The organism is Roseomonas haemaphysalidis (assembly GCF_017355405.1).
Lineage (GTDB): Bacteria > Pseudomonadota > Alphaproteobacteria > Acetobacterales > Acetobacteraceae > Pseudoroseomonas > Pseudoroseomonas haemaphysalidis.
In genome coordinates this window covers 1-26,015 of sequence record NZ_CP061183.1, presented here as the reverse complement: position 1 = coordinate 26,015, position 26,015 = coordinate 1, and the positions used below count along the sequence as shown (strand labels likewise).

Genomic DNA, 26,015 nt, shown 5'->3' with positions numbered 1-26,015 from the left:
GCCCCTTAACTCTGAACCCTAAGGCAATGGACTCTGCCTGACCACTCCGGTCGAACCGCCCCGCCTTATGCGACGGCTGATGATTCCTACTTCACACCACTTGTGAGGGGGAATCCGTCCAGTTGCTGTCCCAAGCTCCATCCAACTCTGCTGCCGTCGTGGCGTCTCGTCCGCGCGGCCTCATTTCTGGATTCCTTGCATGACACCCAGCGCCTTCCTGGGCGAACGGCTGCGCCATTTTGGCTTGGCCGCGAAATGGCTCGCCATCATCCTGCCGGTAGCCGCCACCGTGGGGACGCTCTGTGCCGCCTTCCTTTGGACCCTGGACCGGGTCACAGCAATCCGCTTCGATAACCCGGCCCTCCTCTTTGCGCTGCCGCTAGCCGGGGTCGCCGTCGGCCTCGTCTACCATTGGGTCGGACGGCCCGCGGAAGGCGGCAACAACCTTATCGTCGAGCAGATCCACCAGCCCGGCGGCGGTGTGCCACTGCGCATGGCACCGCTGATCCTGGTCTCCACGATCGTCAGTCACCTCTTCGGCGCCTCCGTCGGCCGTGAGGGTACGGCCGTGCAGGTGGGCGGTAGCATCGCGGGCGGTGTTGCCAAAGCGCTCTTCCTGAAGCCCGACGAGGTCCGCATTCTACTGATGGTGGGCATCGCCGCGGGCTTCGGCGCCGTCTTCGGCACGCCCATCGCGGGCGCGGTCTTCGCCCTCGAGGTGCTGACCGTCGGGCAGGTCGAATACACCGCGCTCGTCCCGGCAGTTCTGGCGGCTATCGTAGCTGACTACACCTGCCATGCCTGGGGCGTGACACATATCGCGTATCACCTCGGCTTTGCCGGGTACGCGGAGGCGGGCGTCACGGCCTTCCACATCGATCCCGTCCTGCTGGCTAAGGTGGCCGTCGCGGGCGTCGCCTTCGGCCTGTGCAGCCTGCTCTTCTCCGAACTGGCGCATCGGGTTGGCGGCTTGGCAAAGCGGCTGTGCCCGGTCGCCTGGCTACGGCCCGCCATCGGCGGCGTACTGATCATCGCGCTCGTCTACGCGACCGGCAGCCGCGACTACATCGGCCTTGGCGTCATCTCGCCCGAGCCGGGCGGGGCCTCGATCATGAACTTCTTCGGTCCCGCGCATTACGGCTGGGCCTGGGTGTGGAAGATCGCCTTCACCGTCCTGGCGCTGGCGACAGGGTTCAAGGGTGGCGAGGTGACGCCGCTCTTCTTCGTCGGAGCGGCGCTGGGCAATGCCTTGTCGGCCCCGCTTAACGCGCCGGTGGACCTGATGGCGGCGCTCGGCTTCGTCGCGCTGTTCGCGGGCGCGGCCAACACGCCGCTGGCCTGCACCCTGATGGGGATCGAGCTCTTTGGCGCCGCCAACACCGCCTACATCGCGACCGCCTGCTTCGTTGCCTACCTCTGCTCCGGCCATTCCGGCATCTACCTGTCGCAGCGGATCGGCGTGCCGAAGACACGCATCCCGCGCCTGCCACCGGATGCCTCCCTCCGGCACGCCCGTGATCTCCACCCCGTGCTCTGGAAGTGGCGGAGTCCGTCCGCGGGTGCCGCGGCCGACGGTACGAAACTTACGCCTGCCATCTCCAGAACAGCCCAGGACGACACCCCTATGCACACAGCTCACGACCTGACCTCCAAGGAGATCGGGATGATCTGGATCTACATGAAACCCCGCGAGAAGTACCGGCGGCACGCCGGGATCAGGGGAGCGCTATCGTCCAGGCCGCTGTTCCGGGAACTGGTGCTGCGGGCGAAGCAGGCGGGGCTGGTGAACGCCACGGCGCATCACACCCACTTTGGCTTCAGCAATCACGGCGCAGTGCAGGAACCTATGGCCGAGATCAGCAACCCAGAACTCACCATGTGCGTCGAGATGATTGGCCCGCGCGACACCTTGGAGCGATTTTGCCGCGACCATGGTGCCATGCTCGAGAATAAGGTGATCGTCTACAAGCACCTCGAGCATTGGCACGTCAGTGGGGGGGGCGGAGGTGCGGTCCGCCTACAAGAGGAGGCCGTCGCGAACCCTGGTGAACTCCTGGCACCGCAGTAACGGCGGACAGGACAAAGAAGCGGTGACAAACCCAGCCGGCTTGCCTTCCCGTGATCCGTGTTCGGCTTGTTGTCGCCCCATCGGCAACCTGGCTCCGCATGGATGAGAATGGAGTTCTCCAGAAGTGCTTGAGGGAGCTGACGCCGGTTCTGTTGCATCTTTTGTGGCGTGACGGGATCGGGGCCAATCTAGGGCATGGCAAAACGACGGCAGGTGGAAGTTCGGGCGGATCTGAGATTCAAGGGCCGGCAGTTCACCGCCGAGGTGATCCTTTGGGCGGTCCGCTGGTGCCTGATGTTCCCATCAGCTACCGCGATCTCGAGCTCATGCTCGCCGACCGCGGCGTCGCCATTGACCAGCCCCCATGAGGTGATCCGAGCAAAATGTCAGTGCATGCTGTTGCCCACCAAAATGCTTATGCAAAGAACTACGCCGATAGGTTTCGCCAGGGATGAGTTGCAATTCACCGGGCCGATCATCCACGCGACTGATCATAAAGTTTGTACCTCAAGCGTCTGCATGACAGCGGTAGGAATATCACGGGAATGGGTCCACTTCGGCAGCAAGATATGGAATCTGTTTGTTAAGCCCTCATCGTCTAGGCACTGATCGATATCGAGGTGCGGCATACGATTGTCTAAATTCACAGCATACCCTTGAGATATACGTCCAGCACGACCGTCGAGATTTGCGGCATTCCTTTCTTCAGACAGTGCCGCATCAGGTTGTGAAACATAGAGCTGCATCAGGTAGCGGAGCAGAGTGCTGCATTAGGTTTCGGAACGTAATACGGTCTAATTTCTTGCTGTATAAAACAGGGATGTTTCTAGAATAGAATTTGCAATAGACTCTGGAAAAATTTCCAGATTGGTTGCCTCTGGCGGTTAAGAACGTCGCGGGGACAGTTGAGCTATGGCCCAGCGCACCTCCCCCTCCCTCCCCTTCGTATCCTTGCCGTCGGTTCCGGTGGCCACCGCCAGGCCTGCCTCGCCTGCCCGGCAGCGGACGGCCAAGCCTCCGCCAACGCTGTTTCCGGCTGGCGACATGCCCCGCCGCAGCCCGATGCTGACCGTGGACCAGGTCGCCGAGCACCTGGCCATCTCCACCAAGACCGTGCGCCGCTGGATCGCTGACGGCCGGCTGAACGCGCATCAGATCGGCCGCCAGCTGCGGATCTCCGAGCGCGACCTGCAGGTCTTCGTCGCCCAGCAGCGCCGCTGAGGATGGCCGCTTCTGGCCACCCCGCCGGTCGCATCGCAGTGCCTCATCGAGGCAGCGCAGTGCAGTCCACCCCTGCCCAGTCATGCCCATGTATTTCCACGGCTTATTTTCCGGTCGTTACTACATATCCCAAGTTAGTCCTATGTATAAATGTGTATGCTACGCACGTTTTTCCGCTCCTGACCCACCCTGTCCACTCGAAGGTGCCTATGTCCACTGAAACGCTGCTTGCCGCACCCGCTTTTGCCCCTCGCCCTACCACCCTGGCCGAGCTTCGCCGGCACGTGCTGGCCAATCCGACCCTGCCGCTCCGCCGCCAGCGCGACCTCGCCTCGGCCCTGAACAGCCTAGCCAAAGCCAGCGGCCAGCGGCTCGAGGCAATCGCCGCCACGCCCGAGGCGGTGCGCGCCCTGTTCGGCAGCATGACCCCCGCCCAGATGGGCCACCGCCCCAGCCGCTGGCGCAACATCCGCAGCCTGGTCGGCGCCGCCCTGGCGACGGCCGGGCAGATCAGCGTGCCGGCACGCATCAATCAGCCCGCCTCGCCCGCCTGGGAGGCCTTGCTGGGCCTGCTGACCTCGCGCGACACCCGCTACCGCATGGGGCGCTTCGCGCGCTACTGCACCGGCCAGGGGATCGCACCCGAGCAGGTCGACGACGCCGTACTGCTGGCCTTCGGCGCCGCGCTGCAGGCCGGCAGCCTGGTGGCCGAGCCGGCGCGCTGTCAGCGCGAGACCGCCGTGCAATGGAACCGCGCCGCCGACAGCACCCCCGCCTGGCCGCAGCGCCGCCTCGAGGTGCTTGACCGCCGGCTGTATTATACCCCGAGCTGGGACACCTACCCGGCCAGCTTGCTGCAGGAGGTGGAGGTCTGGATTGGCCGCCTCAGCGATGGCGGCCTGGACGAACTGGACTACGAGACCGCCCTGGCCCAACCACTGCGCCCCACCACCCTGAAGAACCGCCGTGCCCTGTTGCGCCTTTACCTCGGCAGCTTGGTGCTGACCGGCATGGATCCGGCCGAGATGCTGGACTTCCGCAGCGTCGTGACCTCGTCGCGGGCCCTCCAAGGGCTGACGTTCTTCTACAAGCGTGGGGACAGCAAGCCGCGCCACCAGGTGGCCGAGATCGCCCGCCTGCTGATCGGCATCGCTCGACATCACCTCAAGCTGCCGGAGGACGACCTGCGCCGGCTGCGGACCATGGCCAGCAAGGTCACCCCGGACAAGCGCGGCATGACTGAGCGCAATCGCGACCGTCTGCTGCCGCTGAAGAACGACCAAACCCTGCAGCGCGTGCTGAACCTGCCCGAGGTGCTGTGCGGCGAGGTCGAGCAACACGCCCGCAAGCTCGGCGCCGCCAACACCGCCCTGGCCCGGCAATGGCAGAGTGCCCTGCTGATCGATCTGCTGCTCAAGGTGCCGATGCGCCTGGCCAACCTGGCCGGGCTGCGCCTGGATACCCACCTGCTGCGGCTGCCACGCGGCGGCGATAGTTTCTTGATGCTGGGCGAGACCGAGACCAAAAACGGCCAGCCCCTGGAGGCCCGGCTACCGGCCAGCACGGCGCAGATGCTGGATCGCTACCTGGCGGTATATCGCCCCCTGCTGCTCGGTGAGCAGGCCTCAGCTTGGTTGTTCCCCGGCCGTACGGTAGGTAGCCGCAAAAGCCATGACGCCCTCCGGCACCAAATCACCGGCACCTTGGCCGAGCGATGCGGCGTGGCGATGCACCCGCATCTGTTCCGCCACCTCGCCGGCATGGTGATCCTGCGCCGCAACCCAGCCGCGCATGGCCTGGTGCAGCGGACGCTGGGGCATAAGCAGCTGAGCAGCACCATGGGCTTCTACACCGGCATGGAGACCACCCAGGCGATCGAGCACTATCAGGACACCCTGCTCGCGCTAAGCCAGGCGGGGCCCAGCGCCCTGCGGCCGCGGCGCTGAGGGGCTTCACCCCGGATGCCCGCCCCCCTGCCCTCCAAGCCCCTCCTGCCGGTTCTCAGCGCCCTGGGACCACGGCAGCGCCGGCTGGCGCTTACCCTGGATGACTGGCCTACGGCCGATCAGGCCCGCTGGCAGCGCGCCTGCGCCCCAGGGTCGCTACTCGACGATGACGCGGGTGGGGCCGCTCACTGGCGCCCTGACACCCGCCTGCTCATCATCCGAGCCTATGGGCTTTGGCTGGCCTTCCTCACCCGCCAAGGTGGGCCCATGGAGCCCGACCCGGCGGCCCGACTCAGCCGCCCGCAGGTGCTGGCCTTTATCGCCGCGCTGCGCGAGGGCCGCAGCTGGCGCACCGTCACCTCGCTGCTGTCGCACCTGGCCATGGCGGCGGCGGTGATGTTCGGCGAGCAGGATTGGCGCTGGCTGAAGCGGCTGAACAGCCAGGCGCGCCAGCGGGTGACGCCGAGCGATCGCAAGCTTGGCCGCCTGGTTTCGCCGCGGCAGCTGCTCGAGCTCGGCCAAACGCTGATGGCCGAGGCCGACCAGGTGAACGGCGCCACCACCGCCGCCCTACGGCATCGCGATGGGCTGATGATCGCGCTGCTTGCCCTGCGGCCGCTGCGCCGGCGCAACTTGATGCGGCTGACGTTGGGCACCCAGCTACGCCAGCAGGACGGCCGCTGGGACATTCTGATCGCCGGCGAGCAGACCAAGAACCACCGGCCGATCGAGCTGCCGTTCCCGGCCATCCTGGTGCCGGCGCTGGAGCACTACCTCGCGGTACATCGGCCGACGCTCCTGGCCCGCGGCGCCGCGGCGGAGGCCAGCCTGTGGATCGGCAACACCGGCCGGCCCTTGGCCGAGCTGCGGGCCTGGCAGGTGATCACCAGTCACACCCGCGAGCGGCTTGGCGTCTCAGTGAACCCGCACCTGTTCCGCGATTGCGCGGCGAGCTTTCTCGGCGAGGTGGACCCGGAGCACGTCCGCATGGCGGCGCCGTTGCTCGGCCATGCCAGCTACGCCACCACGGAGCGGCATTACATCCTGGCGCAGTCGCGCACCGCCCTCACCCAGTACCAAGCGCTGCTGGAAAGCCTGCGGCGGCCGCCGCGCCAGGGGCATCGATCATCCCGGTGACCAGCGATCGGGGAGAACACTCGGACGGGGCCTAGCCCCGCCTCGATAGGATCTTGTAGGGATGATGCAGGGCACCGCGCATCATCGATTGTCAGGCCGTTTCGGCGACGAGCCTGAGCAGCTGGGCCAAATAGAATTCTTCCGATTTTGGCCACGGATGTAGCAGCGCCGGCCGATCGTTATGCACGCCGAGGGTATAGGACCGCAGATGCCAACTCGTCATGTGCTCGCTCGGCATCTGTTGCAGCATCTGCTCCGCGTCGTTGGCGCTCCAGGCGATCGCGCGCAGGTGCAGGTAAAAGCCATCGCCGAAGAAGGTCTCGTAGGTGTCCTCGTCCATGATGGCCCAGACCGGCAGAGTACCCCCTGCCTGCTTTAGGCGCTGGTGGACGCGCTGCAGCACCGCGGCCGTCACCGTCCATTGCGGATCAGTGCCGGCCTCATCCGACACGGTGAACGTGTTGCGATCAGCCAGCGCCGGCATGGATGGCTCTCCCAGAGGGGTTCGAGGAACGACGAGGAGCCCAGCGGGATGGCATCCCCACCCCGACGTCAGGCCTCACCAGCAGCGGCCTGCAGCTCGGCAACGGCGTGTGCCAGAGCCTTGGGCAACGCGCCGTCGAGCCGACGCGAGAGAATTTCAGAGACGCCGGCGTAGTACCAGAGCGTGCCGTCCCGCCCGCCCTTGAAACGGCTGAACACGGCGTCCGCGCCATGCGCTTGGATGTCGGCGACGATCGCCCGGGCATTGTGCAGCTTGTCGCAGGCCGAGATCAGCGCGGCATCAGCGTCGACCTCTTCCAGATGCGCCAAATAGGCCTCCTTGCGGGCGCGCCAAGGCGGCTTGGGCTGGGTGTCAGCGTCGGTGCAGGAGCGGACAATGCTGGCCACTCGCGGGCCGAAGCGCTCCAGGATCACCGCCTCGTATTCAGCGCCGCAATCTTCGATCAGGTCGTGCAGGAGGGCAGCGCAGGCCTGCTCTTCGTCGCCGCCGAACTCCATCACTAACCCAGCGACGGCAAAGAGGTGGCTGACATAGGGGATGCTGGTGCCCTTCCGCACCTGACCCTGGTGCGCCTGGATAGCCAGGGCGGCGGCATCCGACAATGTGGAAACAGCAGCAGCGGGAGTGGCCCGCGTCGATGTGATCAATTCGGATCCTTCCTTTCACAAGTCGCCAGAGTTAGCAGAATGAGGGGGAGATACGCTGCGTTACGTTACAAGCGGAGCAGTGCTGATAGCGGGAGATCGAGAAAAGATTGACCTACTTCACGGCTTGGATCGGACTAGATGTTGTTGTGGACCTGCGGCAAGTTAAGCAGCATGTTTGAGCCTGAGGCAGGCGAAGGTGACGGGGTGCAGATCGGTCAAGGTGCTGGCGTAGCGCTCGTAGTCCTTCACCAGCTGCCGGAATCGTGTCGTCCTGGCAAATGATCGCTCGACCACCCAGCGCCGCTGGCAACAGCACGAAGCCGTGCTTGGCATACGGCAGCTTCACCGACTTGGACGTGACATCAATCTTCACTCGGCCACATCATCTGCTGATAGGAACGCGCGTGGCGGAAGGGATCGTCTCACACTCTCGATAATGTTGCGTTCGAACGGCATCAGGTCGATTTTATCCAGCGCGACGGAGGCGAGCATGCGCAGGCCTTGGTCCACATCATCGATTGGTCCGGTCAAGCGCATGAGCTTGAGTGCTACCTCAGCTGGGACACCGTATTCGTCCAAAGCGTATAGGCCTGCAGGCAGGAAGAGCGATTCGGCGCGTGCGGCCAGCAGGCTGTAGTCGCCCGGTCTGGAACCCTTGAAGCGGGAAAGCACGTCTGCCTGGATCCGGCTCACTGCCATCAGCTGCCTGCCGAAAGTGTAGCCGACGTAGTTCCGCAGGAAGGCAAGGGCGTGCTCCACCGCATCGCTGACCGACTGGCCCTCCCAGCGCTCGTCAACCCTCCGACGGATGAAGCTGCCGAAATCGGGTGCCGCCATCAACCCCGTTAATACCGCCTGGAGCTGGCTTCCCTTAAAGATACCGTGCCTGCGCAGGCCCGATCCCTGGTCGACAAGGTCGAAGATAAGGTCGCAGACGGCGAGCAGCTGTTCAGAGTCCGGCATGCCGCGCCAAGTGAACAGGGCCGGATTCCTATTATGCAGCTCGTCGATCGCGTCGAAGAGCGCGTTCTGTGTGGATATCGGGACGTATCGGTTCTGCCTGATCGTCGCCTCGCTAAGCTTCGAACCGGAGAACACCTCTGTCAGACGCCCCTGCGAATATCGGGTCAGGCTATCGTTCGGAAGGTCAAGCAGCAGCGAAAGGGGCGTTGTGTCATCCTGCTTTTCGATGGGGAGATCAACGACGTGGTCGCCCTCGTCGACGGCACCTTCGAGGACGTAGACCTTTCCGATGAAATAGCGATTCATTCGGCCCGCGCGGCCGGCGATGTTCCTGAAGGTGAAGTCGTCGATCGTCTTGTTGTTACCCCGGCGCCGATCAAAGATAATAACGTTTTCTGCGACCGTGTTGACGCCCTCGATCATCGTCGAAGTGCAGATCAGGAACTTGATATGGCCATCCTCGAACGCACGCACCATGTACTGCTGTAGCGCCCGGGGCACGTTGCCGTGGTGGATGCCAACGCCCCTCCGCAGAGCCTGGATTACCTCCCACTCCGACGGGAAGTTTCGCTCAAGCCACTCGACGGCGTCGCGAGTTGTCTCGACCATCGGCAAGTCGCACTCAGTGTATATCAGCTTCGCCGCCTCGCGAGCACTGCGAGGTGATTGGCAGTAGACCAGCGTTGGGGACGTGAAGCCGCGGCACAGCTCTACCAGCTTACCCGCTCTCTCCGGAGCGTTCTTCTTCAGGTCGAAGTGGACAATGTCCAGCGCCACGGTCGAGAAGGTCGAGGGTAGAAAGACGTGGCGGTATTCCGATGCCAGACCACGCACATCGGCGATGTTCGGGCCGATGAGGTAAAACTGCGCTCCCTGGCGGGCGAAGCGATGAAAGCACAGGTTCAGGTCCACCGCGCGCTCGTCCGTCTCGCCGCCCCTCAGGTCGAGCTTGTAGAACTCGTCGATGACGAAAAAATCGACGCCGTCGAGGTCTTTGCGGCTGAGCGCCCGTTCTTGGGTGAGGACGTAGACAGTGGGACGACCGTCGTCGAGGCGCCGCTGGCCGGGATGCGTGATAATGTCGTGGGACTTACCGAGGGAGTAATTGATGCGGCGGCGGGTCTCGTCGATGAGGGCGATGGTCGGGACGATAATCACCGCGCGCTTGTGACGTTTGGTGGTAAGAACCGCGTCGATGACAAGGCTCTTCCCGACGCTCGTTGGTGCGCTCAGGACCACGTTCCGGCCCCCGACCAGCTCCTGGAAGACGGAGAGCTGCAGACTGTGGAAGAGCCGATCGCCCTTGAGCCCGGGCACCCGGTGGGCCTCGATAACGAGCTGATCCTCGAAGCTCCTCGGCCTGTTCTGATCGACGTAGGGGTAGAGCCCGACTTGGCGTACGAGCGAGTCGAGCAGTTCATCGTAGCCTGCGTCGAGCGCCGTTCTTAGAGCAAGCGTCCTGATCACGAGTTCGCGGGCGACCACCGCGTTCCTCTCGTCGTTCGCCATTCGGACAAGCGCGTTGAGGATGGCGAAGCGGTTTTCGATAAAGGCGTCCCGATGGCTCAGGTGCTTGCGGATAGTCTCGGCGTCCATCTACGCGCGCCTCAGCCGCTTTTCGAACTCAACGGCCAGCGTGTCCGCGCACTCGATCGGCACGAGGAACATCGCGACCTCCACCCGCTCGAGCTCGCTTCCTAGCTGTGACTTGATGCGGGTGTACTCGGCGTCGACCTCGGCGCGCAGGTGGTCGACGTAGTCGGGGGCGAAGCCGGGGGATAGGGTGGCGCTATCGTAGGCGATCAGCAAGGGAAGCCGCAGCACGCGTAGCAGGTCTGACGTCTTCGCCATCGCGTCGAGCACCGGGGCGAGGCGGTCGGCCCTGAGGTGGTGGGGCTCACGAAGCTGTACGATGATCTCGCGCTCCTCTACCAGGACGTCTCGGCTGAGGGCCGTCTGCAACTCCCGGAGCACCTCGTCGACGACCTCGCGGTGCGTCGCGGCCGTGATCAGCTTCGAGCGCCCAAGCCAAATCTCCTCGGCGTCCGCCGACTGGACGATGTGCGCGCTTGTGGCGCGGACACCGCCAGAGACTCGAAAAAAAATCCGGCAGGCGATCGGCTCCGCCTCGAAGTGGTGGCGCAGGATGGCGTGGAGCATTACCGCGGCGACGACCTGCGGGATATCAGCGACACCATGACGCTCCAGCGCCTTGAGCGCCTGGGCCGGAAGTTGCCGTGCGGTCAGATGGTTGATGCCGGCGAGCGTGCTGGCCGGCAGCGTCATCTCGGGCAGCCAGTCGAGCAGATGCTCGATCAGTTCTCCCCTACGCCACTGCCCGTCGTCGTATTCAACGTCAAACGCGTAGAGCGCCCTCCTGATCGACGTCTCGTCGATGCGGGCCAGCTCAGAGAAGAAGGGTGACCGGCTCGCGATCTGGTAGACCTTCACCGTGGAGGAGGCCGCCTCGCGCATCCTCCTCAGGCGGTCCTCCCACCAGCCGATACATTCGGCGCGGGTCCATACTTTCTCGCGCGGGCTGGTAGTCGATGCGTCCCCCATCAATCGGACCTTGTCGACGAGAGTGCCGTAGGTGTCCGTCATGAGCTGATAGGCGGGCGTGGGGCCACGACCGGCAGCGAGGCGGAGCATCTCGTTGATATTTCGAGCCAGAAGTGATCGCTCTTCGCCCTCCACTTCCCAAAACATCCGCTCGGCCCACTCGCCGAGCCCTAGCCCCGACTTAGACTTCACATCCGGATAGCGCTTCCGGAATGAACTCACGAGCGCGTCGAGTTCCGCCGACCCACTCCGCTTGCTCCTCGGCTGTAGGAATGGGGACAGGTTGGTCGAGACCGCGCGCGTCGTGACGAAGCGAAACCAAGCTGTGCCGTCAAACTGGTCGCTGAGCAGCGATTTCTCGCAGACCGAGCTCCCCTTTCTCGAGTTATCGCGGGCGCTAAGTTCGGTGATGCTCCACTTCTTGTCCGCCTCCGTCGTTTTCACTTGGATGTACTCGTTGACAGCCTCGCCCTCGTGCCTTCGGCGGAGGATGATGTCGTCTGCAGTCTCGCACTCCAACTGTTCGATGTCCGGATCCTGAAGCATCTCAAGAGCGAGCCGCGCCGCGACGTGGTCCTGCACCCTGAAACCCCGCCTCGCCGCGATGCCGCCGGCGTCGGAGGAGGTGGGGCCGATCAGCGGATCAGGCATGCGGATCGTTCACTGCGCCACGTTCGCCGTCAGATCATGACCGGCACGTTCTCACGGAACGTCAACCCGCGCACATGGGATACGGACGGCTCGTATGCGTTGCGATGATCGGAGGAAAAATCAAGCATCATGGTGTATAATCATTCACCTAGCAGAGCATACGTCTGTTAGTGGCGCCAGATCACAGTAGGTGCCGCCTGTCTTCTCAACCCATGTCCAAGGTCATCCTCTTCATGCACAAGGGCTCGGGGGTGGGAAGCGATGAAAGTCAGGAATATCCATTTTTATCAATGATGTAACTATGAAATTATGAAAGAAAGTAAGCTGGCAGGCATGCTGGCTTACTTGCTGGTAAACAAATTGGCTAATGAGCCTCCTTTACCGCCTAGCCCTATTATGCTTTCACATTCATCGATGAAAGCATGCATACTTTCATGCTGGCATGCATGCCGGGTCATGGAGGCGAAATGAGAACCATCGTAGTGGCTAGCCAGAAAGGTGGCGTTGGCAAGACCACCCTGACTGGTCATTTAGCCGTCGAAGCGGAGCGGCAAGGTGTCGGACCGGTCGCAATGATCGATACGGATCCGCAGGCGAACCTATCTGGGTGGTTTGGTGTACGTGAAGCCGAAACGCCTGTGCTGGTCCGCCTCCTGCCGGGTGGCCTCCGCGCTACTCTGAGCGCCCTGGCCGACGCCGGCATCGCGCTCTGTCTGATCGATACGCCGCCGGCCATAACTGAGAGCATTGCAGCGACCGTAGGCGAGGCCGACCTAGTCCTGATCCCAGCCAAGCCTAGCCCGCATGATCTTCGTGCGGTCGGTGCTACCGTCGATATCGTGGAGAAGGCGAAGAAGCCGATGATCTTCGTCGTCAATCAGGCCGTAAGCCGCTCCAAGCTGAAGGTGGATGCTGTGCGGGCGCTTTCGCAGCATGGGCCGCTTGCACCTGTCGATGTCCATAACCGAGTGGATTTTGCGGCCTCAATGACCGACGGCCGAACCGCGTGCGAGGTCGATGCCAAATCGCCAGCGGCTGAGGAAATTCACCAACTCTGGGCCTATATCGCAACTCGCCTTGATCGGGTGACCAAGTGAGCCAATCGCCGAAGCCAGCTGCTCGCCTTACCTCCGACCTATTAGTGCGGAAGGGAGATGTGCATGCTGAACCGCCCCGACACGTCGAAGACGAACGCCTGGTCCAGCTTACCTCGCGGGTTAAGACCAGTACCGTGGACCGTCTACGTGAATATTCTCATAAGACCCGAGTGTCCAAGCAGGACATCATCGAAATCGCTCTGCGGGAATACCTAGATAAAATGGGAGCTTAGCTCCCCATTTCTTTCATGTAAGTAAGCATGAAAGCATGCATGCAAGCACTTGAAATTATTATGCTTGTCATCTGAGGCGTGGCCGGGAATCATATTTCGGGCCGCGCCATCCTGGGCGGCTGATACGAGAAAGGGGCCGCCCCAGCAGAACCGCCAGAACAACCCCTTCCCGTCGAATTAGTCTATCCCGCCTGCCAGGGCGGAATGATCACATCAGGTCTCGAAGATAGGCGTCCGCGCTTTTAGCCGCAAGATTGGCGGAACGGGAAACTGCGTCCTGTTGGCGGCCCAGGAGCATGGGTATGCCTGTCTCAACACACCCGGCGCGAACTGGGTCTGTACGTGTTGCCGCTTGGCAGCGTCAGCGCCTGGGCGACATCGATCGACGTCGCATCATGGAGGCTGCACGCAAGCTGGAGCGGCGGACCCATCAACCGGGCCTGCATGGGGGCGCCCTGCGCCGCACCGGCATCCTGGTACTGTGGACGCTGCTGTATCGCGGCCCCTCGAAGCATGGCGTCTGCGACCCGTCGATCGGCCAGTTGGCAGAGTGGTCCGGCTGCGCCCGCTCCACCGTGCAAGCCGCCCTCGGCCGCATCGAAGCCGCCGGCATCATGGGCCACGTCCGCCGCGGCATCATGGTGACGTTGCGCGGCGCGGCCCGCTGGTGCCAGTGGACCAACGCCTATCTGTTCGCCTCCGTCGAGCGCTGGCACAGCGATACCGAAAGCCGGTCAGCCCAAGTCTCTTTAGAGAAAAAGAAGGCTCAGGAAAGGGGTAGGAGAGGGGAGGGCAGCACCCTCACACCGGCCGAGCAGGTGGCCCTGGCGGCGAAATGGGGATTGGACATAGCCTAACAGCGCGGCGCGGCGAGGTTGTGGTTCTCTCCACATCCTGCCAGCCCGCCAGACCCTGCCGCCCGGCCTCCGCCGCGCCCTACGCGCCCCCGATCTTCGTTGCGTCACTCTGATGCGATAGGAGCCGTTCGAGCACTTCTGCAGCACCTGTGGCGTGAAACGGGCCTGATATCTTGGGCGGCGACTTCACAGCCGCCGCGCTGGGCCTCCACGCCCGCGGTATGCACCGGGCGGAGGTAGAGCGGCGCTGAAAGCGCAGCTTATCGCGGCAACCCCCCTGCTCCCAAAGAATAGCACGATAATAGAAACTTATCGTGCCAGATGCATGCCATGCTGGCTTATAAATTGCACCAGGAGTGAACTAATCGCTGCATAATGCAATTTCAGATTAGGCTTCGCTTATCGCGGTTAGGCAGCGTGTAACAGGATGCGGAGCAGTCCATGGCGTTGATCGTAGGAACCCCTGGGGCCGATACGCTGATTGGGGGGGACGAGATCGATGGCCTGGGCGGGAACGACATCCTGTCCGGCGGCGAGGGCTGGAACAAGACCATCGGCGCATCAAACGCTTGGTCAGACCGGGGTTCGGCTTCGGCAGCTTCTGGACGGCGCGACGAACCCTGGCAGGCTACGAGGTGATGGCGATGGTGAGGAAGGAGCAGGTACGGAAGATTGGTGGACGCGACATCCGGGCGCAGGCGACCTTCGTCGCCGAGCTGTTCGGCGTTGCTGCCTGACTTGCCTGCTGCCAGCGCCATTCACAGCCCGCCGCAGACTTCGCAACAGAACCACCACGCCTATCGAGGCCCTTGAAGGTCGGTGAGATTTTCTGGAACCCACGGGAATAAGCGGCCCCGAGCGGTGTCTTACCGGCATCAACTCCGATGCGAGGCATCCTGCCGATGCTCTATCCTCGCCGCCGCTCCCTTGGTCTTCTGGCCATGGGTGCCCTCGTCCTGGGAACGGGCTGCGCCACCCTGCCCAGTCCCGCCCAGGCCGGCCCTGCCGCGGACGTGGCCCAGCGCCGCATCGCGGCTATCGCGGCGGGTGACACCGCGGCCGTGATGGGCAGCTACGCCGACAACGCCGTGATGGAGTGGGTCGGTGGCCCGCTCGATGGTCGCTATGCCGGCCAGGCCGCCATCGGCGGAGTCTGGGGCAAGTTCATCGCGGCGCAGGGGCCCATGCAGACCCGGGTCGGTCAGGTGCTCGAGAGTGCCAACCCGCGCGGGCAGACGGTGGTCGCCGACGTGGCTTTCGCCGGCCGCATGACCGTCAAGGTACGTTATGTCATGACCTACCGCGAGGGCCGGCTGGTGAGCGAGACTTGGCAGGTCGATCCGAACGTGCCGGGCTGATCCGGGCCATGTTCGGGCGAGGCAGAGCGGCCGATACGGCCGACGCCATCGAGCGCCACATCCCGGCGCTGCGACGCTTCGCCTGGGCCCTGCTGCGGGACGGCGCGGCGGCCGACGACCTCGTGCAGGACTGCCTGGAGCGAGCCCTATCCCGTTGGCACCTGCGCCGGGCAGAAGGCGACTTGCGGGCCTGGCTCTTCACCATCCTGCACAACCTGTTCCTCAATGGCCGTCGCGGCGCAGGACGCCGCGGCAAGGTCGTGCCCGTGGAGGGGGATACCGGGGAGGCATTCGCCGACGAGGCCGCCGGAACCGCAGCGGAGAGCCTGCTCGTCTGGCGCGATGCCCTGGCCGGGCTGGCCGCCCTGCCGGAGGAACAGCGCGTTGTACTGCTCCTCGTGGGCGTCGAAGACTTCTCCTACGAGGAGACGGCCCGGCTGCTCGGCGTGCCGCCGGGCACGGTGATGTCGCGGCTGAGCCGGGGACGGGCGCGGCTGCATCGGCTGATCGAGGGCGAGGACGCGCCCGCGCGTCCGGCTCTGCGGAGGGTGAAGTGACGCATGATCCGACCCCGATTGGGTCTTTCCCGGTCACCGAGGACGACCTGCAGGCCTGGATCGACGTGCGGCTGCCCTCCGGGCGGCAGCGCGACATCGAGGCCTGGCTAGAAGCCAACCCCGAGGCGGCGGCGCGCTGCCGTGCCATGGCAGCCGAGCGCGAGGCCCTGCGCGCGGCGCTCCGGCCTTCTCACGACGCGCCGATCCCGGCCCGACTGCGGGTGGCGCATATTCAGGCCCAGCAGGACCACGCGCGGGCCCAGGGCTGGCGCCGAACCGCCGCCGTCCTTGCCTGGGTAATGCTCGGCGCGGGGCTGGGCTGGGCCGGGCACGGCCTCGTCCCCGCCGGTGCGCCGCGCCCGGTGGTGGCCCAAGCCAGGCCTCGTCCCATGGTGGCCGAGGCGATCGCTGCCCACCTGGTTTTCGTGGCAGACGCGCGGCGTCCGGTGGAGGTCGCGGCGCAGCAGGAGGATCTGCTGCTGCGCTGGCTTTCCAACCGCCTGTCGCGTCCCGTCTCCACGCCCAACCTGGCAGCCCAAGGCTACCGCCTGATGGGCGGCCGACTGCTGCCCGGTGCTGGCGGCGACCCTGCCGCCCAGCTCATGTACGAGGACGCCGCCGGGGCGAGGCTGACCCTCTACCTGCGCGCTGACCGCGCAGAGGAGGGCGAGACCGCCTTCCGCTTCACCGACGACGCCGCCGGCGGCGTTTCCGGCTTCTGGTGGGTGGATCGCGGCTTCGGTTACGCCGTGCTCGCTCAGGGGATCGACCGCCCGGCGCTGCTGGGATTGGCCGAGGCCGTCCACCGCCAGGTCCTGACCACCCCGACTGCCCCGAACGGGCGTCCGGCACCGAATCTCTGATACGAACGGGAACCCCGCCATGACCACTCGCCTCGCGCGTCCACGCGCCCTGCTGCTTGCCGCCGGCTTCCTGCTTGCCGCGGCGCTGCCGGCCCTCGCCGCCGGCTTCGACGGAAGTATCAAAAATAACTCCCTCGCCCTCAGCCCCGACGAGGGAACGGCCGTCGTCTCCTACAGCGACGACCCGGTGGTGATCGTCTACGACATGGCCGCAGGGCGGGTGCGGCAGCGGCTGGAGGGCTTTACCACGCCGCGCAACATCGTCTTCTCGCCCGACGGCGCCCGTTTCTACGTGTCGGACAGCGGAACCGGGCGCGTAAGCGTCTTCGAGACCGCCACGCTGCGGCAGGTCGACACCCTTGCGGCCGGTGCCGGCGCCTTCGGCACGACCCTCTCGCGTGACGGCGCGCGCCTCTACGTCAACAATCAGGCCGCCAGCACCGTCTCCGTCTTCGATACGCGCAGCGGGCGGGCGGAGGCGGTGGTGACCGGTCTCGCCCAGCCGCGCCAAGGCGTGCGCCTTTCGCCGGACGGCGGGACGCTCTTCGTCACCAACTTTCTCGGCGACAAGATCACCCTGATCGACACCGCGACGAACCGGATCACAGGCGAGATCACCGGCTTTGACAAGCTGCGCGCCATCTCAGTCACCGCCGACGGCGGCACGATCTACGCTGCCAACAGCGGGCGGAACACCGTGTCCGTGGTGGATGTGGCCGCCCGGCGGATCGCCGCGGAGGTGCCGGTGGGCCGCGACCCTTACGGCGCCGCCCTGACGCCGGACGGGCGCTACGTCTACTCGGGCAACCTCCAGGACAACTCGCTCTCCGTCATCGATACCGGCACCCGGGCGGTGGTGGCAACGGTGACAGGGCTGCAGGAGCCGCGCCAAGCGATTGTCTTCTCGCGCGATGGGGCGCGCGCCTACGTGCTGAACCGTGACCTCGGCATCGCCGTGGTGGACCGCGCTGGCAATCGGGTGGCGCGCACCCTGTCGCCGGGCGGCTGATGCGGACGCACTGCGGGCGGCCCGGTGGCCAACTGGCCGCCTGGGCCGCCTCCACGTCAGACCGGCAGGTCGTGCGCGTGGACGTGGTGGGCGGCGTTCCGCTCCAAAATGTCGAGGGTACGCCGCTCCAGTTCTGGCGATCGGGTACGGACCCAGAGCAGCTGCCCGCCCTCGACTGTCTGCTGCGCCTGGTCCGTCGCGATCGCCGTGGTGGACCGCGCTGGCAATCGGGTGGCGCGCACCCTGTCGCCGGGCGGCTGATGCGGACGCACTGCGGGCGGCCCGGTGGCCAACTGGCCGCCTGGGCCGCCTCCACGTCAGACCGGCAGGTCGTGCGCGTGGACGTGGTGGGCGGCGTTCCGCTCCAAAATGTCGAGGGTACGCCGCTCCAGTTCTGGCGATCGGGTACGGACCCAGAGCAGCTGCCCGCCCTCGACTGTCTGCTGCGCCTGGTCCGTCGCGCGGCGGCGGGCCAGCATCACGGCCAACAGGGTGCCCAGCACCGCGCCGAACCCGCCCGTGGCGGCAGCGACACCGGTGGCCGCCAGGGTGGTGGCGCCCGCTGCCGCCGCAACCCCACCCCCGCTCATCGCCGGGATGATCGCGAAGCCGCCGATCAGCGATCCCTCCGCGTTGCCCAGCGCCTCGGTGCAGAAATGGTCCGTGTGCGGCGCCGCGGGATCGTCCGCCAGCTCGACGGACGTCTTGCCCGAGGCGGCTCCAGCCTCGGCCAACAGGCTCAGCTCGCATCGCGCGAAGCCCGAGGTCAGCAGTTCGTCAACAGCCCGCTCCAGCGCGGGGTAAGTGTCGAACAGACCGACCACCTCGCGGATCGTGCGGGGCTCAGCAGGCGCTTCGATAGTCATGAAATCCTCTGTTCCTCGGCCTGCCTAAGCTCGGGGTCGGGTGCCGCCGTGACCAACACCGTGCCCCGATCAGTTCCATCGCGATGCATGACGATCCCACGGGTGGAGCGTTGTTCAGCCAAAGCGATCACTCCGATCGCCATCATGACTTGGACCGTCGATCCAGGAATACGCACCTTGGTCACCGGGTTCTCGATGCGAAGGGCAGGGGAGAAGTAAGGATGACAAGCAGCAGAAGGCACCTGCTCGGTGGCGCGGCCGCCCTTGCCGCGACATGGGTCAGCGGTGCCCGAGCGGCCGAGGTGGATCTGAACCTGCCCGGCGGCGGAGGGGTACGGCCCCTGATCACGGACTACCCGCAGAAGGGCGCGATGATCCTGCAGCGCACCCGCCCGCCGCTGCTGGAAACGCCCTTCGAAGTGTTCGACGAGGGCACCTTCACCCCGAACAACCGCTTCTACGTACGCTGGCACTGGGCGGTGATCCCGACCGAGGTGGACGTGAACGCCTTCCGCCTGGAGGTGAAGGGCCACGTCAACGCGCCGCTCTCCCTGACGCTACGGGAGCTGTACAACCTGCCGCGGGTGGAACTGGCGGCGGTCAACCAGTGCTCGGGCAATTCCCGCGGCCTGTTCCAGCCGCGCGTGCCCGGCGCCCAGTGGGGCAATGGCGCCATGGGCAACGCCAAGTGGGTGGGTGTGCGCCTGCGCGACGTTCTGGACCGTGCCGGCGTCCAGGCGGGCGCCACGGTCGTGCGCTTTGGGGCGCTCGACCAGCCGGTGGTACAGGAGGGTCCGGACTTCATGAAGTCCCTCGCCCTGGACCACGCCCGCGACGGCGAGGTGATGATCGCCTACCTCATGAACGGCGAGCCGATGACGCTCAACCACGGCTTCCCGATCCGCCTCATCGTGCCCGGCTGGTTCTCGACCTACTGGGTCAAGGCGCTCAACAGCATCGAGGTGCTCGACGGACCCGATGAGAACTACTGGATGAAGACCGCCTACCGCATCCCCGACACCCCCGGGGCCAACGTGCGCCCGGGCCAAACCGGCTTCGGGACGGTGCCGATCAACCGCATGGTACCGCGCTCCTTCGTCACTAACCTCCGGGACGGCGCGGGCCTGCCGATGGGGGCGCCCACGCCGCTGCGCGGCATCGCCTTCGGCGGCTCGACCGGCGTGCGAGCGGTGGACGTGTCCACCGACGGCGGTGCCTCCTGGCAGCCCGCAACCCTCGGCCCGGACGAGGGCAAGTACGGCTTTCGCCGCTGGGAGGCGGGCTTCACGCCCACAGCACGCGGCGAGGCGCGGATCATGGTGCGTTGCACGAACAACGACGGTTTGGCCCAGCCGGCCGAGCCCAACTGGAACGGGGGTGGCTACATGCGCAACGGCATCGAGACCACCTCGGTTCGGATCGGCTGAGGAGCAGGGGCATGTCCTTCCAGAACTTCTGCTACGGCATGGTGGCGGTCGCGGGGATTTCCCTCGCTCTCTCCGGCAAGTCACCGCCGGCGCCGCCCGCTCCCTACCCGCCCACGCCCGAAGCCCTGCGCTTCGCCGCGGCCGAGGCGGCCTATCCCTTCCACAATGCCAGCATCGAGCTGCCGGCGGGGGATCGACAATTCCAGGGGTCGGGATCGGAGGTGGCGAACACCAACTGCCTATCCTGCCACTCCGCCGGGATGGTGCTGAACCAGCCCCCCCTCAGCCGGGCCGTGTGGGAGGAGGAGGTCCGCAAGATGCGCACCGCCTACCATGCTCCCGTCGCGGAGGCCGACGTGGAACCGATCGCCGAGTACCTCGCGTCGCTGCCGCGACCCTGAATGGCGGGGCACGAGGGGGATGGAGGCGTCGCGGTGCCCATGTTGATCCTGGCCGTCGTTCCGGAGCCCGGCACGGCGCGTGCCTGTCTTGAGCACGCCGCACTCGCCCGGGCTGCGGTCGACGATGCGCGCCTCGTCGTGCTGCACCCCAACGCGGACCCTGAGCGGCTCATCGCGGCGGCCGAGGAAGTGGCTATCCAGGAGCTGCGTGAGGCACGGGAGGGTTCGGCCGTGTCGCGCACGGCGGCCGTGCGCACCGTTTTTGACGAATGGGTCGCCGCATCGCCCGGGGGCGGGGAGGCGGAGTGGCGCGAGCGACCGGGCGCCATTGGGGAGGTCGTTGCTGCGGCGGCGGCTGGGGCGGCGCTGGTCGTACTGGCGCGCCCGCGCAACCTCGACGGTCAGGATGCCCTGCACGAGGCCGTTTTCCACGCCGGCCCGCCGCTGCTGCTGGTGCCCGACGCTCCTCCTCCGGCCGCCCTGGCGCACCTTGCCCTGGCGTGGGAACCGGAGGACGCGGCGAGGCGCGCCCTCGCCGCCGCCCTGCCCTGGCTGCGGCGCGCGACCGAGGTGACAGTGCTGGTCGCCGGCGGGGAGGGCGACCGGCCGGATGCGTCGGAGGCGGCGGAGCGGCTCGGTGAGGCCGGCGTCGGGGCAAACGTCCTGCCGTTGGAGGGCGGCGGGCCGGTCGGCGCTGCGCTGCTCGGCGCCTGCGGCCGCATCGGGGCCGACGCGCTGGTGATGGGCAGCTACGACCGTCCCGCTGTATTGGAATGGCTGTTCGGCGGCGCGACGCGGGATGTGCTGCGCGACGCGACCCTGCCGGTTTTCCTGCATCGATGAAGGAAGGCGCGATAGAATGGGTCAGCTGGCCTGGCGCCTGGCAAGGGGCGCTGTCAGCGATGCTGGGGTATCTGGCGGTGTTCCTCGGCGCTGGGATCGGTGGCGCCCTATGCCACGCGGTGAGGCCTAGCTTGCGGGCCGCGAACGCCGTGGCCGATCGGGCGGGCGAGACCCAGACCTTTCAATCCGAAGCAGAGCCGAACCGGCCGCCACCAAGGGAGCAAAGTCCATGATGAACCGACGTGCGCTGGTCCGCGGCACGGGTACCGCCCTGATGGCCGCCGCGGCGGGCATCCCGCCCGCGCGAGCGCAATACGCGCGAGCCACCCCCGACATGATCGTGCATCGTGGCTACCCGCTCAACGCGGAGCCGCGAGGGAGCGCGCTGCGGGCCGCCTTCATCACGCCGGAGAGGGACTTCTACATCCGCTCCCACGGCACGATCCCCGAGCTGCGGGCGGAAGACTACAGGCTTCGCCTCGGTGGCCAGGGCCTGCCGACCCAGGAACTGTCCCTGAACGACCTGCGCTCCCGCTTTCCGCAGCGGCGCGTCACGGCGGTGCTGCAGTGCGCCGGAAACCGGCGCGCCGACATGGGCTTGGTCAAGCACGTCTCCGGCGACGCCTGGCAGGCCGGGGCGATCAGCAACGCCGAGTGGGGTGGGGTGAGCCTGGGCGACGTGCTGCGCGCGGCCGGCGCCCGGGAGAGGGCCGACCTGCACGTCGCGTTCGACTCCCATGACGAGATCGAGGAGGAGGGCGAGCGCTTCCGCTACGGGGCGTCCATTCCCCTGGCCAAAGCGATGTCGCCGGAAACCCTGCTCGCCTTCACCATGAACGGCGAGCCGCTGACGGCGCGGCACGGGTTCCCCCTGCGGGTGGTGACGCCGGGCTACGCGGGTGTGCGCAGCCCGAAGTGGCTGGCCGCAATCACCGTGCAGGACAGGCCGTCCGACAACCACATCCAGGCCAAGCTCTACATGATGCTCCCGCCGGATATGACCAAGCTGACCGAGGATCTGAGCAGGGGCGTGGTTATCAACGACATGCCGCTCACCTCCGCTATCCTGGAGCCCTCGGCCGGTGCGCGCCTGCCGGCCGGCGACGCACGGGTCCGGGGCTACGCCATCGCGACCGGGCAGCCGATCGCCAGGGTCGAGGTTTCTGCCGATGGCGGGCGGCAGTGGATGCAGGCCACCGTCGAGCAGCACGCGGACGCGCCCTGGAGCTGGACCTTCTGGAACGCGGCCCTGAACCTGCCGCGGGGGGAGCACGAGCTGGTCGTGCGGGCGGTGGACGGTGCCGGCCGGGTCCAGCCCGCCACGGCCGAGGAGATCTGGAACTTCCCGGGCTACCTTTGCACCGCATGGCACCGCATTTCCGTGACCGTGGGCTGAGGTCGGTGATGCCGATGCCAACGAGGTCCGGAGGCTCCATGAACAAGCTGCTGATCGCCGCCATCGCCTTGGCGATGGGGATGGCGCCCCCCGTATCGGCCCAGTCCGTCGGGGAACGGACCGGCCTGAATGCGCTGGTCGGAGTAAGCTCGTCCACCGACGACTTCGTACGCGAGGCCGCGATCGGCGACATGTTTGAGACGGTATCGAGCGAGCTCGCCGCCATCCGCGGCAACGTGCCGATCCGCGCCTTCGCCGCCCGCATGAACGAGGCGCACCAGAAGTCGTCGGCGGAACTCACGCTGCTGGTGCGGCGGCACGCGGGCGGAACGACGATCCCACCAACGATGGATGGCAGCCGGCAGGCGATGCTGGCGCGGTTGCGCGGCCTTATGGGCGACGAGTTCAACCGGCAGTACCGGGAGGATCAGCTAACCGCCCACAGAGATGCGATCTCGCTGTTCCAACGCTATGCCGAGAACGGCGACAACCCGCAGCTCCGGGCCTGGGCACGGAACCTGTTGCCGGTGCTGCGGGAACATCTCCGGATGGCGGAAGCGCTCGGGCACTGACGGGCCCGCCGGAGGCGCTGGATCTGTTGGTGACGCGCCCATCCATCCGCGGGAGCGATCGGTTTGAACGCGATGCTGCGTTGGAGCCGATCGATCCATTCCGCCATCTTCCGGGCAACACAAGGATCATGTCCGTGAAGATCACGCCGATACCACAGCCCCGGGCGGCTATCGTCCCTGCGGCCAACTCTCCTTTTCCAATACGGGTTTTGCCGGGCGTGGCACTCTGCGTCGCGGTCACCCTCGCCGCCCTGGCCCTGGAGCACGCCGAGGCCGCCCTCTTCGGCCGTGCCTGGCTGGAGGCGCTGGTGCTGGCGATCCTGATCGGCACCGCTGTTCGCACCGCTTGGCCACCCGGGGCGCATTGGAGGCCGGGCATCGAGTTCTCGGCCAAGACCCTGCTCGAGGTGGCCGTGGTCCTGCTCGGCGCCAGCGTCAGCGCTGCCACCGTGCTCGCGATCGGACCGTGGATGCTGCTCGGCATCGCCGGCGTCGTCGCCGTCGCCATCCTCGCCAGCTACGGCATCGGGCGCCTGCTCGGCCTGCCCGTGCGTATGGCGCTGCTGGTGGCCTGCGGCAACTCCATCTGCGGCAACTCGGCGATCGCGGCCGTGGCGCCCGTGATCGGGGCAGACGGCGACGACGTGGCGGCCTCCATTGCCTTCACCGCCGTGCTCGGCGTGATGGCCGTGCTCGGGCTGCCGCTGCTCGCGCCGCTGCTGGGACTGACGGGCCATCAGTACGGCGTGCTCGCGGGGCTGACCGTCTACGCCGTGCCGCAGGTGTTGGCCGCCACCGCGCCGATCGCAGCAATTGCCGTACAGGTCGGCACCCTGGTCAAGCTGGTGCGCGTGCTGATGCTCGGGCCGGTGGTGCTCACCCTGTCGCTGCTGGCGCCCCGGTTGCGGGAGGAGACGGACGAGCCCGCCCCGCACGTCACGGCGGGCGATCGCCCCAAAGCCGGCCGCCTGCCGCTACATCGGCTGCTGCCCTGGTTCATCCTCGGTTTCCTCGCGATGATCGCGCTGCGCTCGCTCGGTGCCATCCCGGACGCGCTGCTGCCGCCGCTGGCGACCGCTGCCACCGCGCTGACGGTGGTCTCGATGGCCGCCCTCGGTCTGGGCGTGGACGTGCGGGTGGTGGCACGCGCCGGCGGGCCGGTGACGGCCGCGGTGGTGCTGTCGCTGGTCGTGCTCGGGGCGATCAGCCTCGGCCTGATCCGCCTGCTCGGCGTGGCGTGACGGGGCGACCCGGTGCCTCAGCGCGGGTTCGGGGCATGGATCAGGTCGAGCAGCGCCCCAGCGGCTCGGCTACGGCGCCGCTCCCGGTGCCACACGGCGCGGAACGCCCGCTGCGGCATCGGCAGCGTCACGTGGTGCAGCAGCCCGGCCTCGATCGAGGGGGCCGCAACGGAGGCGGAGATCACCGTGGCGCCCATGCCTGCCTCCACCGCTGCCCGCACTGCCTCGTTCGATGGTAGTTCCAGGGCGACGTCCAGCGCCGCCGGGTCCAGCCCCGCCTCGCGCAGCGACGCCTCGAAGGCGGAACGGGTGCCGGAACCCAGTTCGCGCAGCACCCAATCTCCGGCCCCGGCCTCAGCCAGGGCCGTCACCGTATCGGGCGGTGCCTCCACCCAGGGGTGATCCGGGCCGACCACCAGCAAGAGCTGGTCGGTGGCGACCGTGAGGCCTTCCAGTTCGGGGTCGTCGAGGGCGCCCTCCACGAAGCCGATCTCGGCCGTGCCGCCGCGCACGGCGGCCGCTACCTGGGCCGTGTTGCCGATCGACAGGCGTACGGTGACGCCGGGATAGACCCGCCGGAAGCCGACGAGGTGGCGTGGCAGCCAGTAGCCGGAAACAGTCTGGCTCGCCATGATCGGCAGGGTGCCGCGTACTAAGCCACCCAGTTCGGCCAGGGCGAGCTCCGCCGCCTCGATACGGGCCAGCACGGCACGCGCCTCCGGCAGGAAGGCGTGCCCCTCTTCTGTCAGCTCGATCCCCCGCCCGACCCGGTGGAACAGCGGTACGCCGTGGCGCTGTTCCAGGGCGGCAATCGCAGCGCTGGCGGCCGATTGTGCCAAGTGCAGCGCCTCCGCCGCGCGCGTCACGTGCTGACGCTCAGCGACCGCGACGAAGACGCGCAACTGTTCGGGGGTCACGGGACCGCTTTCCTTGGGGGATGCATCATTCGATCAGGAAGGGGTTGCGCGCGCGGGGATTGCTGCGCCGGGCGGGAAAGGCCGCGGCTAGGTAGTCCACGATCACCACCCACAGGTCCGGCTCCAGCGGCGGTTCTGCTTCTCCACCGTCCAGCCCATCAGCATGTCCCAACGCTCCCGCGACAGGCCGGAACGGCGGATGGTCGCGGTGAAGTGGCGGGCGGTGCAGCACGCTAAGGTGTCCTCGCGCCCGTGACCGGGCGGGAGCGCGTCCTCGGTTTCGGCCGAGGTCTGCACGGCCGACAGGCGGGCATTTTCAGCTGCCATCAAGGCCGCGCGCGCCTGCTCGGCCTGCTGTGTCTCCGCGCAGGCCAGTGCCATGGGAGCGGGCGGGTAGGGCTCTCGGGGCTCGTGAGGATCCCACCAGCCGGCCTTCTGGCTGGCCAGGGGGCGGGAGCGGAACGCCCGCGCGGTCATGTTGCACAGCACATCTCGTGAGCCGCGGGAATGCGGCTCACGAGGAAGGGCGCCTTGGCAGGACGAATGGGCGATAGCGGCAAGTCCGCTTACCTGGCACGACGCCGAGAAGCGGACATACAACGAAGGACCCGGCTCACCTGCTCTGCTCCGGAGCCCCATCTTTCATACCGCCTAGATGTTCTTGACCGCGGGGGAGTA

Annotated in this window: 24 protein-coding genes, 1 pseudogene and 1 riboswitch; of the genes and pseudogenes, 17 read left to right on the top strand and 8 right to left on the bottom strand. The window is 66.6% G+C overall.

From position 1 onward, the window contains the following. The first annotated feature begins 13 nt into the window (after positions 1–13). A riboswitch (Fluoride riboswitch) is annotated at positions 14–96 on the top strand. A gap of 103 nt (positions 97–199) precedes the next feature. The 4 genes from IAI59_RS22710 to IAI59_RS22695 all read left to right on the top strand — a co-directional run bounded on the left by IAI59_RS22710 (position 200) and on the right by IAI59_RS22695 (position 6,372). Next, positions 200–2,068, top strand: a complete 1,869-nt coding sequence (locus IAI59_RS22710; protein WP_207444078.1) for a voltage-gated chloride channel family protein — start codon at positions 200–202, stop codon at positions 2,066–2,068. Between the two features lie 1,044 nt (positions 2,069–3,112). Then, positions 3,113–3,289, top strand: a complete 177-nt coding sequence (locus tag IAI59_RS22705) for a helix-turn-helix domain-containing protein (RefSeq protein ID WP_207420005.1) — start codon at positions 3,113–3,115, stop codon at positions 3,287–3,289. A 209-nt stretch (positions 3,290–3,498) separates the two neighbouring features. Next, positions 3,499–5,235, top strand: a complete 1,737-nt coding sequence (locus IAI59_RS22700; RefSeq protein WP_207420004.1) for a tyrosine-type recombinase/integrase — start codon at positions 3,499–3,501, stop codon at positions 5,233–5,235. 267 nt (positions 5,236–5,502) lie between these two features. Continuing rightward, entirely contained in the window at positions 5,503–6,372 is an 870-nt protein-coding gene (locus IAI59_RS22695; RefSeq protein ID WP_207420003.1) for a tyrosine-type recombinase/integrase, read from the top strand. A gap of 91 nt (positions 6,373–6,463) precedes the next feature. Here the strand turns inward: IAI59_RS22695 and IAI59_RS22690 are convergent, their stop codons facing one another. From IAI59_RS22690 to IAI59_RS22670, 5 genes and pseudogenes are all read right to left on the bottom strand, one after another. Continuing rightward, on the bottom strand, positions 6,464–6,856 hold the full coding sequence (locus tag IAI59_RS22690; RefSeq protein WP_207420002.1) for a hypothetical protein: 393 nt from the start codon (positions 6,854–6,856) through the stop codon (positions 6,464–6,466). A 68-nt stretch (positions 6,857–6,924) separates the two neighbouring features. Further along, the gene (locus IAI59_RS22685; protein ID WP_237181084.1) at positions 6,925–7,524 is read right to left on the bottom strand and encodes an HD domain-containing protein; all 600 of its coding nucleotides are present in this window, start codon (positions 7,522–7,524) and stop codon (positions 6,925–6,927) included. Positions 7,525–7,686: 162 nt separating this feature from the next. Next, positions 7,687–7,870 (bottom strand): annotated as a pseudogene (locus tag IAI59_RS22680) (IS5/IS1182 family transposase); the annotation flags it as partial. Positions 7,871–7,893: 23 nt separating this feature from the next. After that, positions 7,894–10,083 (bottom strand): DEAD/DEAH box helicase, encoded by a 2,190-nt coding sequence (locus IAI59_RS22675; RefSeq protein ID WP_207420001.1) that lies wholly within the window; start codon positions 10,081–10,083, stop codon positions 7,894–7,896. Further along, the gene (locus IAI59_RS22670; RefSeq protein ID WP_207420000.1) at positions 10,084–11,700 is read right to left on the bottom strand and encodes a Hachiman antiphage defense system protein HamA; all 1,617 of its coding nucleotides are present in this window, start codon (positions 11,698–11,700) and stop codon (positions 10,084–10,086) included. 467 nt (positions 11,701–12,167) lie between these two features. On the opposite strand from IAI59_RS22670, the gene IAI59_RS22665 reads away from it, so the two are divergent. The 7 genes from IAI59_RS22665 to IAI59_RS22630 all read left to right on the top strand — a co-directional run bounded on the left by IAI59_RS22665 (position 12,168) and on the right by IAI59_RS22630 (position 17,674). Further along, a complete protein-coding gene (locus IAI59_RS22665) occupies positions 12,168–12,797 on the top strand; it encodes a ParA family protein (protein WP_207419999.1) in 630 nt (209 codons plus the stop codon). Between the two features lie 628 nt (positions 12,798–13,425). Further along, on the top strand, positions 13,426–13,887 hold the full coding sequence (locus IAI59_RS22655; RefSeq protein WP_207419997.1) for a helix-turn-helix domain-containing protein: 462 nt from the start codon (positions 13,426–13,428) through the stop codon (positions 13,885–13,887). Positions 13,888–14,288: 401 nt separating this feature from the next. Then, the gene (locus IAI59_RS23420) at positions 14,289–14,624 is read left to right on the top strand and encodes a DDE-type integrase/transposase/recombinase (protein ID WP_207420009.1); all 336 of its coding nucleotides are present in this window, start codon (positions 14,289–14,291) and stop codon (positions 14,622–14,624) included. A 147-nt stretch (positions 14,625–14,771) separates the two neighbouring features. After that, positions 14,772–15,245, top strand: coding sequence for a nuclear transport factor 2 family protein (locus IAI59_RS22645; RefSeq protein WP_237181082.1), 474 nt, complete (start codon positions 14,772–14,774; stop codon positions 15,243–15,245). Between the two features lie 8 nt (positions 15,246–15,253). Beyond that, positions 15,254–15,802 (top strand): RNA polymerase sigma factor, encoded by a 549-nt coding sequence (locus IAI59_RS22640; protein ID WP_207419996.1) that lies wholly within the window; start codon positions 15,254–15,256, stop codon positions 15,800–15,802. Continuing rightward, entirely contained in the window at positions 15,799–16,665 is an 867-nt protein-coding gene (locus IAI59_RS22635) for an anti-sigma factor family protein (RefSeq protein WP_207419995.1), read from the top strand. The genes IAI59_RS22640 and IAI59_RS22635 overlap by 4 nt, the downstream gene beginning before the upstream one ends. Positions 16,666–16,684: 19 nt before the next feature. Beyond that, complete coding sequence (locus IAI59_RS22630) at positions 16,685–17,674, top strand: YncE family protein (RefSeq protein ID WP_207419994.1); 990 nt, start codon at positions 16,685–16,687, stop codon at positions 17,672–17,674. 317 nt (positions 17,675–17,991) lie between these two features. On the opposite strand, the gene IAI59_RS22625 is transcribed toward IAI59_RS22630, so the two are convergent. Beyond that, positions 17,992–18,540, bottom strand: a complete 549-nt coding sequence (locus IAI59_RS22625; protein ID WP_207419993.1) for a hypothetical protein — start codon at positions 18,538–18,540, stop codon at positions 17,992–17,994. Between the two features lie 221 nt (positions 18,541–18,761). Here IAI59_RS22625 and IAI59_RS22620 point away from each other — a divergent pair, with 221 nt between their 5' ends. From IAI59_RS22620 to IAI59_RS22595, 6 genes are all read left to right on the top strand, one after another. Beyond that, the gene (locus IAI59_RS22620) at positions 18,762–19,967 is read left to right on the top strand and encodes a molybdopterin-dependent oxidoreductase (RefSeq protein WP_207419992.1); all 1,206 of its coding nucleotides are present in this window, start codon (positions 18,762–18,764) and stop codon (positions 19,965–19,967) included. Between the two features lie 11 nt (positions 19,968–19,978). Next, the gene (locus IAI59_RS22615; RefSeq protein WP_207419991.1) at positions 19,979–20,368 is read left to right on the top strand and encodes a c-type cytochrome; all 390 of its coding nucleotides are present in this window, start codon (positions 19,979–19,981) and stop codon (positions 20,366–20,368) included. Between the two features lie 39 nt (positions 20,369–20,407). Next, positions 20,408–21,211: a universal stress protein gene (locus tag IAI59_RS22610; protein ID WP_207419990.1), complete on the top strand. Its 804-nt coding sequence runs from the start codon at positions 20,408–20,410 to the stop codon at positions 21,209–21,211. A 334-nt stretch (positions 21,212–21,545) separates the two neighbouring features. Then, a complete protein-coding gene (locus IAI59_RS22605) occupies positions 21,546–22,607 on the top strand; it encodes a molybdopterin-dependent oxidoreductase (protein ID WP_207420007.1) in 1,062 nt (353 codons plus the stop codon). A 38-nt stretch (positions 22,608–22,645) separates the two neighbouring features. Then, the gene (locus IAI59_RS22600) at positions 22,646–23,179 is read left to right on the top strand and encodes a DUF4142 domain-containing protein (RefSeq protein WP_207444076.1); all 534 of its coding nucleotides are present in this window, start codon (positions 22,646–22,648) and stop codon (positions 23,177–23,179) included. A 128-nt stretch (positions 23,180–23,307) separates the two neighbouring features. After that, positions 23,308–24,420, top strand: a complete 1,113-nt coding sequence (locus tag IAI59_RS22595; protein ID WP_207419989.1) for a YeiH family protein — start codon at positions 23,308–23,310, stop codon at positions 24,418–24,420. Positions 24,421–24,437: 17 nt separating this feature from the next. Here IAI59_RS22595 and IAI59_RS22590 read toward each other — a convergent pair whose 3' ends face one another. Both IAI59_RS22590 and IAI59_RS22585 read right to left on the bottom strand, forming a co-directional pair. Beyond that, complete coding sequence (locus IAI59_RS22590) at positions 24,438–25,337, bottom strand: LysR family transcriptional regulator (protein ID WP_207419988.1); 900 nt, start codon at positions 25,335–25,337, stop codon at positions 24,438–24,440. 102 nt (positions 25,338–25,439) lie between these two features. Continuing rightward, the gene (locus IAI59_RS22585; protein WP_207444074.1) at positions 25,440–25,814 is read right to left on the bottom strand and encodes a hypothetical protein; all 375 of its coding nucleotides are present in this window, start codon (positions 25,812–25,814) and stop codon (positions 25,440–25,442) included. Between the last annotated feature and the right edge of the window lie 201 nt (positions 25,815–26,015).